The sequence below is a fragment of the Stagnihabitans lacustris genome (assembly GCF_025950525.1).
GTDB lineage: Bacteria > Pseudomonadota > Alphaproteobacteria > Rhodobacterales > Rhodobacteraceae > Stagnihabitans.
This window is the reverse complement of record NZ_JAPDGS010000012.1, coordinates 1-13,533: the sequence shown is the minus strand read 5'-3', so window position 1 is coordinate 13,533 and position 13,533 is coordinate 1. Positions and strand designations below refer to the sequence as shown.

The following is a 13,533-nucleotide window of genomic DNA, read 5'->3' as shown; positions in this document are numbered from 1 at the left end:
TGGTCAGATGAACAGCGCCGAGATCTGGTCGTTCGACATCACCGCGATCTGGGTCTCGGTGAAGGCGCCGGTCTGCGTGCTGGTCAGGGCCGCGATATCGGCGGTCTCCAGCGCCACGACCTGACCGGTCGAGAGGCTGGCGATTTGCGCCGTGGTCCAACCCGCCATCTGCGCCGTGCCGAAGGCCACGATGGCATCGGTGGTTAGGGCAGCGACCTGATCGGTCGACATCTGGCCGATCTGGGCCGTGGTCAGGTTCGAGGCCTGGGCCGTGGTGATGGCGGCAATCTGATCGCTGCTCAGCGCATGGATCTGGTTGGCCGTCAGCCCCTTGATGGCCGAGGTCGAGAGGGCGGCGAAATCGGCCACCTCCATCTGGGCCAGGACCGCGGTGCCAAGGGCCGCCACCTGGGACGAGGTCAGCGCCGCGGCCTGGGCCGTGGTCAGGCCGGGCACATCGTCGGACGACAGGCCCGACAGGCCCCCCGTCGTCAGTGCGCCGATCTGGGCCGTGGTCAGGGCCGCCAGCTGTTCCGTCGTCAAGGCCGCAACCTGGGCCGAAGCCAGGGCCGCGATCTGCGTCGTGGTCAGGGCCTGGACCTGCGCCGTGCCAAGCACCGCGATATCGGCGGTCGAGATCTTGCCCACCTGGGTCGTCGTCAGGGCGGCAACCTGCCCCGTCGACATGGCCGTGACCTGATCCGTGGTCAGCCCCGCCACCTGGGCCGTGGTCAGGCCGCGGATCGCATCGGTCGAGAGCGAGCCGAAATCCTCGGCCTCCATCTGCGCCAGCAGCGTGGTGCCAAGAACCGCCACCTGGCCCGAGGTCAGGACCGCGGCCTGGGCCGTGGTCAGGGCCGGCACATCCTCGGACCCAAGGCCCGCAAGGCTGGCCGTAGTCAGGGCGCCGATCTGGGCCGTGGTCAGGGCCGCAACCTGGTCGGAGGTCAGCGCCCCCACCTGGGTCGAAGACAGCACCGCCACCGCGGCCGTGCCCAGGGCTGCGACCTGATCCGCGCTCATGGCGGCGATGTCGCCGGTGTCCAGCCGCCCAACCTGGGCGGTCGTCAGGCTGGCCACCTGGGCCGTGGTCAGGGCCGCCACCTGGTCCGAAGACAGGACCGCGAAGGCCGCCGTGCCAAGACCCCGCAGGGCGCCGGTGGTCAGGGCGGCCAAATCATCCGCCTCGATCGCGGCGACCTGCGCCGTGGTCAGGACCGCCACCTGGGTCGAGGACAGCGCCCCGGCCTGGTCGGCCGTCAGGGCCACGATGTCATCGGTGCCAAGACCCGCGAAGGCCGAGGTGGCAAGCGCCCCCACCTGTGCCGAGCCCAGCGAGGCCACCTGATCGGTGGACAGCGCCCCGATCTGGGCCGAGGTCAGGACCCCGGCCTGGGCCGTCGTGATGGCCGCGACCTGATCAACGCTCATCGCGCCAAGCTGGGCCGTGGTGACTTTGGACACCTGGGCCGTGGTCAGGGCCGCCACCTGGGCCGTGGTCAGGGCCGCAGCCTGGTCGGTGCCAAGACCCGCGATCTGGGCCGTGGTCAGTTTCGAGACCTGGGCCGTGGTCAGGGCCGCGACACGGTCCGTGCCAAGGGCGCCGACCTGGGCGGTCGACAGGGTCACGATCTGCGCCGTGGTCAGGGCTGCCGCCTGTTCGACGGTCAGGGCTGCGAATTCGGCCGTGCCGAAGGCCGGCAGCTGCGCCGTGGTCAGGTTGGCCACCTGGGCCGTGGTCAGGGCCGCCACCTGATCGGTGGTCAGCGCGCCGACCTGGGCCGAGGTCAGGGCCGCAACCGCCGTGGTCGACAGCGCCGCCACCGGATCAGACCCCAGCGCCGCAATCTGGCCCGTGGTCAGGGCCACCAGTTGCGCCGAAGACAGCCCGCCGACCTGCCCCGCCGAAAGCGCCGCGATATGGTCGGTGCTCAGCACCCTCACCTGCGCGGTGGACAGGGCCGCCAGTTGCGCCGAGGTCATGGCCGCGACCTGATCGGTGGACAAGGCCCCGATCCCCGCCGTGGTCAGCCCCTTGATCGCCACCGACGTCAGGGCGGCAAAGTCCTCGACCTCGAAGGCCGCGACATTGACCGTGGACAGCGCCCCCACCTGGGCCGAGGTCAGCGCCCCGGCCTGGGTGACTGACAGCGCCACGATATCGCCCGGGGCAAAGCCCGCAAGCGCCGCGGTCGAGATCGCCGCCAGCTGCGGATTGGTCAGGCCCGAGATCGCATCGCTGGACAGGGCCGAGATCTGCGCCGAACCCAGGCCCGCCATCTGCGCCGTGGTCATGGCGCCAATCTGGCTGGCCGACAGGGCCGCGATATGGTCGGTCGTGAACTTGGCCACCTGGGCCGCGGTCAGCGCCGCCACCTGGCCGGTGGAAAGCGCCGCCACCTGGCCCGTGGTCAGGGCCTGGACCTGGGCGGTCGAGAGTTTGGCCACCTGGGCCGTGCTCATCCCCGCAACCTGATCCGAACCGATGGCCGCGACCTGGGCCGTAGTCAGGTTTTGCACCTGCGAGGTGGTCAGCGCGGCCACCTGTTCAACCGAAAGGGCGGCGATGTCGACGGTCTCGATCTTGGAGACCTGGGCCGTGGTCAGGGCTGCGACCTGGGCCGTGGTCAGGGCCGCAACCTGGTCAGAGCCCAGCGCCACGACCTGAGCCGTGGTCAGGCCCTTGACCGCGGCGGTGGTCAGGGCGGCAAGATCGCCGACCTCCATCGCGTCGATCACGGTGGTGGACAGCGCCGCCACCTGGGCCGAGGTCAGGGCCGCGGCCTGATCCGTGGTCAGCGCGACCAGCCCATCCGAAGTCAGCCCCCCCAGCGCCCCGGCGGTCAGCGCGCCGATCTGCGCCGTGGTCAGGCCCGCAACCTGTTCGGTGTTCAGCGCGGCGATCTGACCCGAGGTCAGGACCGCGACATGGCCCGTCGTCAGGGCGGCCAGTTGGGTCGCAGACAGCGCCCCCACCCCCACCGTCGACAGTTTGGCGAATTGCGCCGTGGTCAGGGCGCCAATCTGCGCCGTGGTCAGGGCGGTCACTTGCGTCGTGCCAAGCGCCGCAACCTGCGCCGTGGTCAGCTTGTTGATCTGTGCCGTCCCAAGTCCCGGGATCGCATCGCTGGACAGGGCCGCAACCTGGCCCGTGGTCAGGGCCACAAGCTGCGTGGAAGACAGGCTGCCCAGTTGCGCCGACCCAAGGGCCGCCACATCGCCAGCGTCGATCTTGATCAGCTGCGCGGTCGACAGGACCCCCAGTTGCGCCGTGGTCAGCGCGCCGACCTGATCCGAGGTCAGGGCGACGATCTGCCCGGTGGACAGGACCGGCACCTGGGCCGTGGTCAGGGCCGCCACCTGGTCAGAGCTCATCCCGGCGACTTGGGCCGTGGTCAGGCCGGGCAGTTGCGCCGTGGTCAGGGCCGCAACCTGGGCCGTGGTCAGGGCCGCGATATCCTCGGTCGGGAGGGAGGCAATCTGCGCCGTGGTCAGAACCGCGACCTGAGGCGTGGTCAATCCGGCGATCGAGGCCGTCGACAAGACCCCCAGTTGCGCCGTGGTCAACTTGGAAATCTGGGTCGTGGTCAGGGCGGCCAGTTGCGGGCCGGTCAATGCGCCGAACTGCAACAGGCTAAGGCTGGCGAATTGCGCCGTGGTCAGGGCCGCGACCTGCGCCGTGCCAAGGGCTGCGACATCCTCGGTCGCCAGGGCACCGACCTGGGTCGTGGTCAGCGCCGCGACCTGGGCCGTGGTCAGGGCCGCGACCTGGGCCGTGTTCAGCGCCACGATCTGGGCTGTTCCAAGGGCGCGGGCCTGGGCGGTGGACAGTTTGTCGACCTGGGTGGTGGTCAAGGCCGCGACCTGGGCCGTGGTCAGGTTGGCCACCTGGGCCGTGGTCAGGGCCGCAACCTGGGTCGTGGACAGGTTTGCCACCGCCGCCGTGGCCAGAACCGGCACCTGCACCGTGGTCAGGGCCGCAACCTGCGCCGTGGTCAAGGCTGCCACCTGCGCCGAAGTCAGAGCCGAGATCCCCGCCGTGGTGATGCCGCGCAGGCCCGCCGTGGTCAGGACCGCGACATCGGCCGTGGTCAGCGCCCCGATGGCGCCCGAAGACAGCGCGGACAGCTGGGCCGAGGACAAAAGCCCGGCCTGGGTCGTGGTCAGGGCCGCGGCCCCGGCGGTCGTCAACCCCTCCAGTGCGGAAGTGGCCAGGGCCACCATCTGCGCCGTGGTGAACTTCGACACCTGGGCCGTGGTCATGGCCGCGATCTGCTCCGACGTCAGGCTGGCGACCTGGGCCGTGGTCATGGCGGTGATCCGCCCGGTGGCCATGGCGGCCAGGCCCGCGGTGGACAGGGCGCGGATCTGCGCCGTGGTCAGGGCATTGACCTGGGCCGTGGTCAGGGCTGCGGTCTGTGCCGTGGTCAGGGCCGCGATTTCCGCGGTGCCGACGGTGCGGATGGCTGCCGTGGTCAGCGCCGCAAGGTCCGCCGATTCAAAGGCTGCGATCTGGTCTCCATCCAGCGCCGCGACCTGGGCCGAGGACAGGGCCCGCGCCTGGGCCGTGGTCAGGGCCACGACATCGGCCGTGGTCAGCCCGGCCAGCGCATCAGAGCTGATGGATGCGATCGACCCCGTGGTCAGGGCCGCGACCTGGCCCGTCGTCAGGACCGCGATCTGGGCCGAGCCAAGGCTTGCGGCCTGCGCGGTCGACAGCGCCGCCGCCACATCGGTGGACAGGGCCGAAATCGCATCGGTGGACAGGGCGCCGAACTGATCGGTGCTGAGCACGCCAAGTTGCACCGTGGTCAGTCCGCCCAGTTGCTGCGTCGTCAGGGCCGCGGCCTGGTCGGTGGTCAGCCCCGCCAGCGCCCCGGTGGAAAGCTTGGCGAAATCCGCCGCCTCCATCGTGGCAAGATAGGTCGCGTCGATCACCCCCAGCTGGGCCGAGGTCAGGGCCGCGGCCTGGGCCGTGGTCAGGGCCACGATCCCATCTGTGGTCAGCCCCGGCAACGAGGCCGTGGACAGCGCCGCCACCTGGTCGGTGGACAGGGCCGCCACCTGCGCCGTGGTCAGGCTGGCCAGTTGATCCCAGGTCAAGGCCGCAGCCTGGCCCGTGGTCATGGCCTGGACCTGCGTCGTGGTCAGGGCCGCAATCCCGTCCACCGAAATCGCCGCCACAAGGTCGGTGCCCAGCGCCGCCAGCTGCGCCGTGGTCAGGGCCGCCACCTGGGCCGAGCCCATCGCGCTGATCTGGTCAGAGGTCAGGCCCGCCAGCGCCGCGGTCGTCACAGCCGCAAGGTCCGCCGTTTCCATCGCGGCAATCACATTGGCCGAGATCGCGCCAAGCTGGGCAGAAGACAGGACAGCCGCCTGGGCCGTGCTGAGGGTTTCCAGCGCAAGGGTGCCAAGACCGGACAGGGCCGAGGTCGCAAGGGCCGCCACCTGGTCGGTGGACAGGGCCGCGACCTGGGCCGTGGTCACGGCGCCGACTTGATCCGCGGTCAGCGCTGCCGCCTGGGCCGTGGTCAGGGCCGCAACCTGGTCGGTGGACAATTCGCCAAAGCCCGCAATCGAGATCGCAGCCACCTGGGCCGTGCCAAGCGCCGCAACCTGGGCCGTAGTCAGCGCCTTGACCTGATCGGTCGACAGGCCCGCCACCTGATCAGTGGTCAGTCCGGCCAGTGCCGTGGTGGTGACGGCGGCAAGGTCGGCGGTCTCCATCTTGGACAGGACAGTGACCGCGATGGCGCCAATCTGCGCCGAGGTCAGGGCCGCGGTCTGATCCGAGGACATGGCCACCAGCGCATCCGATGACAGGCCCGCCAGCGCCGCGGTCGAGATGGCCGCCACCTGCGTGACGGTCAGGTCGTCGATCACCGCCGTGTCCAGCGCCGCCACCTGGGCCGAGGTCAGGGCCGCGACTTGGCCCGTGGCAAGGTTCGCCACCTGGGCCGAGGTCAGGGCCTGGATGTGATCGGTGGTCAGGCCGGCAATCGCCGCCGTGCCGATGGCGCCGATCTGGGCCGTCGTGATCTCGACCAATTGGGTCGTGGACAGCGCCGCCGCCTGGTCCGAGGTCAGACCCCGCAGTGCCGCGGTCGACAGGGCGGCCAGATCGGCCGTCTCCATGTCGTCGATGATGCCATCCGACAGGGCCCCAAGCTGCGCCGAGGTCAGCGCCCCTGCCTGGTCGGTGGTCATGGCCACCAGCGCCTCAGAGGTCAGGCCCGCAAGGCCCGCCGTGGACAGGGCGGCCACCTGGGCCGTGGTCATGTTGGCGATCTGCGCGGTCTCCAGCGCTTCGACCGCGGTCGAACCCAGGGCCGCGATCTGGCCCGTGGTCATGGCCGCGACCTGGTCGGTGCCCAGCGCCTGGATCTGATCCGTGGTCAGATGCGACACGACGGCGGTCGACAGCGCCGCCACCTGGCCAGTGGTCAGGGCGTCGATCTGATCAGTGGTCAGGGCCGCGGCCGCAGCCGTCCCCAGCCCGCGCATCGCGCTGGTGGTGATGGCGGCAAGATCCGCCGTCTCCATCTGCGGAAGGATTGTCGCTGACAGCGCCGAGACCTGGGCCGAAGACAGGGCCGCGGCCTGGGCCGTGGTCATGGCGACCAGGTTGTCCGAGGACAGGCCCGCAAGGCTTGCCGTGGTCAGCGCGCCGACCTGCGCCCCCGACAGGGCCGCCATCTGATCCGAGGTCAGCGCCGCCACCTGGGCCGAAGACAGCTGCGCCATCTGCGCATTGGTAAAGGCCGCAACCTGGGTGCTGGCCATGGCCGCCACCGCCGCCGTCGCAATCTTGGAGACGACGACGACCGGCAGGGCCGCGACCTGCGCCGTGGTCAGGGCCGCCACCTGGTCCGACCCCAGGTTTGCGACCTGGGCCGTGGTCAGGCCCTTGATCGCCGCCGTGGTCAGGCGGGCGAGGTCCTGGGTTTCAAGGGCCGCCACGGCATCGGTGGACAGGTTGGCCACCTGGGCCGAGGTCAGCGCCCCGGCCTGCGCCGTGGTCAGCGCCACGGCATCCGCGGTCGACAGTCCGGCAATCGCGGCCGTGTTCAGCGCCGTCACCTGGGCATTCGTCAGCTTGGCGAATTGCGCCGTGGTCAGGGCGCCGACCTGGGCCGAGGTCAGGGCCGCCACCTGCTGCGTCGTGATCGCGGCAATCTGGGTCGTGGTCAGCTTCTCCAGGTTTTCGGTTCCAAGGCCGCGGATCTGGGCCGTCGTCAGGCCTGCCACCTGCCCCGTCGTCAGGTTCGAGGCCTGGGACGTCGTCAGGGCGCCGATCTGGGTCGTGGTCAGCCCGCGCAGGGCCGCAGCCGTGACGGCGGCCAGGTCGGCGGTCTCCAGCGCGGCCAGGGTCTCGGTCGAGAGGGCGGCCATCTGGGCCGAGGTCAGCGCCGCGGCCTGGGTCGTGGTCAGCGCCACGCCCGCCTCGGACGACAGGCCCGACAGCGCCGCCGTGGTCAGCGCGGCAATCTGCGCCGTGGTCAGGGCCGCCATCTGATCGGTGGTCAGGCCGCCGATCGCGGTCGACGTCAGGGCCGCAACCTGGGCGGTCGAGAAGGCCGCAACCTGGGTCGTGGTCATCGCCGCCAGCGAGGCCGAGGGCAAGGCCAGGATCTGCCCGGTGCCAAGCGCCGCAACCTGCGCCGTGGTCAGGGCCGCGATATCGGCCGTGGGCAGGGCCGCCAGCGCCGCACTGGTCAGGACGGCGATCTGACCAGCGGTCAGGGCCGGGATCTGGGTCGTGGTCAGGGCACCGGCCTGGTCGGTCGTCAGGCTGGCCACCTGGGCCGTCGACAGGGCCGCAACCTGCGCCGTGGTCAGCGCCGCCACCGCATCGCTGGCCAGCGCCGTCACCTGGGCCGTGGTCAGGCTGGCCACCTGCGCCGTGGTCAGGGCCGCCACCTGGTCAGAGCCAAGGGCCGCCACCTGATCCGTGGCCAGGCCCCGCAGCGCGGCCGTGGTGATGGCGGCAAGGTCCTGCGTCTCCAGTGCGGCCAGAACATCGCTGGACATGGCATGAACCTGGGTCGAGGACAGAACCGCGGCCTGGGTCGTGGTCAAAGCCTCGGCCTGGTCGGTGCCCAGATTGGCCAGCGCCGCCGTGGTCAGGGCGCCGATCTGGCCCGTGGTCATTGCCGCGACCTGCGCCGTGGTCAGGGCGCCCGATTGATCGGTGGTCAGGGCCGCGATCTGCGCGGTCGACAGGGCCGCAACCTTGGCCGTGCCCAGCGCCGCCACCGCATCGGTGGCCAGGGCCACGAATTGCCCCGTGGTCAGGCTGACCAGCTGCGCCGTGGTCAGGCCGGCCACCTGGTCCGACCCCAGGGCCGCGGCTTGGGCCGTGGTCAGCCCATCCAGCGCGGTCACGGTCAGAACCGCGATATCGGCCGTCGGCAAGGCGCCCAGCGCCTCTGTCCCGATGGCGGCCAGTTGGGTCGAGGTCAGGATCGCCACCTGCGCCGTGGTCAGGGCGCCTGCCCCATCCGACGACAGGCCCGACAGGGCGCCGGTGGTCAGGGCCGCAACCTGCGCGGTCGAAAGCACGCCCACAGCCTCGGACGACAGGGCGCCGAACTGCGCCGAGGTCAGGGCCGCGACCTGCGCCGAGGTCATCGCCGCCACCTGATCCGAGGTCAGCGCCGCAAAGTCCGCCGTCGACAGGCCCGCCAGCTGCACCGAGGTCAGGACCGCGGCCTGTGCCGTGGTCAGGGCCGCGATCTGATCCGACCCCAGCGCACCGATCTGCAACGAGGACAGCGCCACCAGCTGCCCCGTGGTCAGCGCCGCGACCTGACCCGTGGTCAGCGCCGCCATCTGTGCCGTGGTCAGCCGCGCCACCTGGGTCGAGGTCAGGACGGCCAGGTCCTGAGTCTCGATCGCGGCGATTTGGGCCGTGGTCAGCGCCGTCATCTGCGCCGTGGTCAAGCCGCGGATCGCCGCGGTGGACAGGGCCGCGATATCGGCGGTCTCCAGCTTGGAAATCACGGAGGTCGTCAAGGCGCCCAACTGGACCGACCGCAACGAGGCGATCTGGCCCGTGGTCAGGGCCACGGCATCCGCGGTCTCCAGCCCGAGAAGCGTGGCCGTGCTGAGCGTATTGACCTGGCCATTGGTCAGGGCGGCGATCTGCGCCGTGGTCATGGCCGCCAGCTGGCCCGAGCTGAGCGAGGCGATCTGGGCCGTGGTGATGGCGCGGATCTGATCCGTGCTCATGGCTTGCAGGCCGGCGGTCGAAATCCGCGCCACCTGGGCGGGAACCAGAGCCGCAATCTGTGCCGTGGTCAGGACCGCGGTCTGGGCCGAGGTCAGGGCGCCCATCTGTGCCGTGTTCAACCCCTTGATCGCGGTGGTGGACAAGGAGGCCACCGCCGCCGTCGACAGGTTGGCAATCGCCGCCGTCGGCAGCGCGCCGATCTGCAGCGAGCTCATCGCGCCGATCTGGGTGGTGGACAGGGCGGCAATGTCCTCCGAGCCAAGGCCCGCCATGGCGATGGTCGACAGGGCCGCAACCTGACCCGTGGTCAGGACGGCGACTTGGGCCGTGCCCAATGCCGCGACTTGGGCCGACGAGATCGCCGCAACCTGGGCCGTGGTCAGGGCCGCGACCTGGGCGGTCGAAAGCCCCGCCACCGCCGCGGTGCCGAAGCGGCCCACGACAACCGGCGTCAGTTGCAGGATCTGCGCCGTGGTCAGCGCGCCGATCTGGGCAGAACCCAGGACCCCGGCCTGGATCGAGCTAAGCCCCTTGACCGCGCCCGTGGTCAGGGCCGCGATATCGGCGGTCTCAAGCCCGACGATCGCTGTCGAGGAAATCGCGGCGACCTGGGTCGAGGTCAGGGCCGCGGCTTGGGCCGAAGTCAGGGCCGCGACATCGCCCGAAGCCAGGCCTGCAACGGCGGCCGAGCTGAGCGCGCGCACCTGCGCCGTGCTCAGCGCGACAAGATGGGCGGTGGTCAGGGCGCTGGTCTGGCTTGAGGTCAGGGCAGAGATCTGCGCGGTGGACAGGGCTGCGACCTGGGCCGTGGACAGGGCGCCCACCTGGGCCGTGGTCAGCCTGGACACGGCGACAGAGGACAGGGCCCCCAGCTGCGCCGTGGACAGGGCCTGGATCTGCGCCGTGGTCAGGGCCGTCACCTGGGCCGAGGTGATGCCGCGCAGCGCCCCGGTGCCGATGGCGGCCAGGTCCGCGGTCTCCAGCGCGGCAAGCGACAGGTTGGTCAGCGCGCCGACCTGAACCGACGTCAGAACCGCGGCCTGGGCCGTGGACAGGGCCACGGTGTCGGCCGTCGTCAGCCCCTTGAGCGCGGCGGTGGAAAGCGAGGCGACCTGGGTGGTCGACAGGGCGGCGACCTGGGCCGTGGTCAGGCCGGGCATCTGGGTGGATTTCAGGGCGGCCACCTGCACCGTGGTCAGGGCCGCGATCTGCGCCGTGGTCAGGGCGCCGATGTCACCGCTGGACAGAACCCCGATATTGCCAACCGCCAGGTTCGCCACCTGCGCCGTGGTCAGGGCGGCCAGTTGCCCCGTGCCCAGCGCCCCCACCTGCACCGAGGTCAGCCCCTTGATCGCCGTGGTGGACAGGGCGGCCAGATCCGCCGTCTCGATCTGCGCGATGGCCGCAGAGGACAGGGCCGCGATCTGCGCCGAGCCCAGCGCTGCCGCCTGCGCCGTGGTCAGTGCCACGACCCCGGCCGAATTCAACCCCCCGAAGGCCGGTGCCGTCAGCGCCTGGATCTGCGTCGACGATAGCGCGCTCACCTGCCCTGTCGTCAGGGCGCCGACCTGCGTGTTCAACAGCGCCGCCATATGCGTCGTTGTCAGAACCGCAAGCTGCGCCGTCGACAGCACCGGGATCTGCGCCGTGGTCAGCGACCGGATATCGGCGGTGGTCAACCCGGCGATGGCGGCGGTGGACAGGGCTGCGATCTGGGCAGTGGTAAGCGAAGAAATCGTCGTCATGGGGGGCTCCGTCTGACATAAGGGGTGGCGGGCAAGGATATCCCGCCCCTCCGCTGCCCGTTCTGGGCGCGATATTCTCCGTCAGGCTGGCAGTCCGGGCTTATCAAAGGGTGAACGAAAGCTTGAACCCCGGACATTCGGCCGGGTTTATCAGAGTTAAAAACCTAAGATTTTAGGCGATTGCTGCGGGTCAGGGCCGCAGGTCACGGCGCCAAAGCTGCGAAAAAGTCGAAAAATCGCGACTGCGCGCACTTAATCCGGGTTCCGTTCACTTCTTGTTCACCAATTTACGCTGAATTGGCGGAACAACCCGGAGGTGAGCCGATGTCGATGCCCTTTCTTTTGCCCTTTCCCATGCCCGGCGACGAAGCCAGCCTGTTGCGTGCCATGGCGCGGCCCGGTGGCCTGACGCAGGTCCCCTCGGGCGAGCTGGCCTATTTGGGGCGGGCGGTGGCGGGGCTTGATCTTCTGGGCCTCGTGCGCCTGGCCGAGGGGGCCAGTGACAGCGACGGGCTGATCCTTTACGAATTCTGGCTGGCCGCCCATGGGGTCGAGGCCTCTTCTTGCGCGGCCTGGTTCAACCTGGGCGTCTTGCGGATGAAACGCGGCGAAGCGCTGGGCGCCTCCGAGGCTTACCGCACCGCGCTGCGCCTGAAACCCGACATGGTCGAGGCCGCCATCAATCTGGGCACCGCGCTGGAGGCTTCGGGCCAGGTCGAGGCCGCGCTGGGCGCCTGGCGCGCCGCGCTGCCGCCGCCCGCGATGCGTCAGGTGCTGCACAACCAACTGGGCCGCGTGATGGAGGTGCAGGGCCGTCTTGGCCCCGCCGCCGACGAACTGCGCGCCTCGCTGCTGTTGGCGCCGCATCAACCCGATGTGCAACAGCACCTGGTCCACCTGCGCCAAAGGATGACGGCCTGGCCCGTGACCGCGCTGGATGTGCCCGGCGTGACCGAGATGGAGGCGGCCTTTCACTGCGGCCCGCTCGCCTCGTTGGCGCTGTGGGATGATCCCAAGCTGCAGGCCGATGGCGCGGCCGACTGGATCGCGCGCAAGACCCCGCCCGCGCCCGAACGCCTGGCGCCCGCCTTCGGCTATCGCCACGACCGCATCCGTATCGGCTATCTCTCAACCGATTTTTGCCGCCACGCCATGAGCTTTCTGATCGCCGAACTGCTGGAACTGCATGACCGCACCAAGTTCGAGGTCTATGGCTATGACGCCTCGCCCGAGGATGGGTCGGACATCCGCGCCCGGGTGCTGGGGGCGCTGGATCACCATGTGCCGATCCATGGCCTGTCGGACGAGGCTGCGGCCCGCGCCATGGTGGCCGATGAAATCGACGTGCTGATCGACCTGAACGGCCTGACCAAGGGCGCGCGCCTGGGCATCCTGCGCTGGAAACCGGCGCCGGTCATGGCGACCTATCTGGGCTATATCGGCCCGGTTCCCCTGCCCGAGCTGGACTATATCCTGTGCGACGACGTGACGATCCCGCCCGAGCTTGAGGCCGCCTATCAGCCCAAACCCCTGCGCATCGCCGGCTGCTATCAGGCCAATGACGGCCGCAAACCCGACCTGCCCCCCGTCAGCCGCGCGGCCGAGGGTCTGCCCGAGGATGCCTTCGTCTTCACCTGCATGTCGCACCACTACAAGCTGACCGAGACGATGTGGGACAGCTGGTGCCGCATCGTGGCGGCAAGCCCGGGGTCGGTCCTGTGGCTGGTCGATGACAATCCCGAAAGCAAAGCGGCGCTGACGGCGCGCTGGGCGGCGGCGGGTCTCGCGGCCGACCGGCTGATCTGGGCGGGCCGGGTCGATCCCGACCGCTACCGCGCGCGTCTGGCCCTGGCCGATCTGTTCCTTGATACCCATCCCTATAATGCTGGCACCATCGCTTCGGATGCCTTGCGCATGGGCCTGCCTTTGGTGACGCTGCAGGGCCGCGCTTTTGCCGCGCGCATGGCCTCAAGCCTCTTGACCGCGGTGGGGATGCCCGAAGGGATTGCCAAGACGCAGGCCGATTACGAGGCGCGGGCGATTGGCTTTGCCACGGACCCGGACCTTCATGCCCGCGTGAAAGCGCATCTGGGCGGCGGCGCCTGGGAACGGAGCCTGGGCCGCGCGTCCGATTTCACCGCGCGTTTCGAGGCTGCAATCTCCTCCGTCACCAAGCGCGCCTGAGGAACAGGCCCACAAGACGACGTCTGCCCCTTGCGGAAGGGGAGTCCCCGTCAAAACGCCCCAGCCCGCGCTGGGGCGTTTTGTCATGGCGGGGGCGTCCAGGCTTGCCCGTGGTGCGTGACCGGGCCAAGGATGGCTTCAGTCAACCCAAAGCGATACGGGTTCGGGATGCAGGGCTCGACGTGCAGATGACGGCCACAATCCTGGATTGGGTCGGAAAGGGTTGAACCAGGGAGCTCGACCGAAAGGGGAAAGACGCAAAGCCTTCCAGCGGCACGCGACCCGGTAGCTTGGGAGCTTGGGAGCTTGGGAGCTTGGGAGCTTGGGAGCTTGGGAGCTTGGGAGCTTGGGAGCTTGGGAGCTTGGGAGCTT

The 13,533-nt window shown here is 70.1% G+C and carries 2 protein-coding genes; one reads left to right on the top strand and one right to left on the bottom strand.

Annotation, left to right across the window (positions count from 1 at the left end; genetic code table 11):
* Nucleotides 1–3: 3 nt before the first annotated feature.
* Nucleotides 4–10,977: a beta strand repeat-containing protein gene (locus NX862_RS18005; protein WP_264495325.1), complete on the bottom strand. Its 10,974-nt coding sequence runs from the start codon at nucleotides 10,975–10,977 to the stop codon at nucleotides 4–6.
* Nucleotides 10,978–11,331: 354 nt separating this feature from the next.
* Between NX862_RS18005 and NX862_RS18000 the strand changes: the two genes are divergently transcribed.
* Complete coding sequence (locus NX862_RS18000; protein ID WP_264495324.1) at nucleotides 11,332–13,161, top strand: O-linked N-acetylglucosamine transferase, SPINDLY family protein; 1,830 nt, start codon at nucleotides 11,332–11,334, stop codon at nucleotides 13,159–13,161.
* Nucleotides 13,162–13,533: the final 372 nt, after the last annotated feature.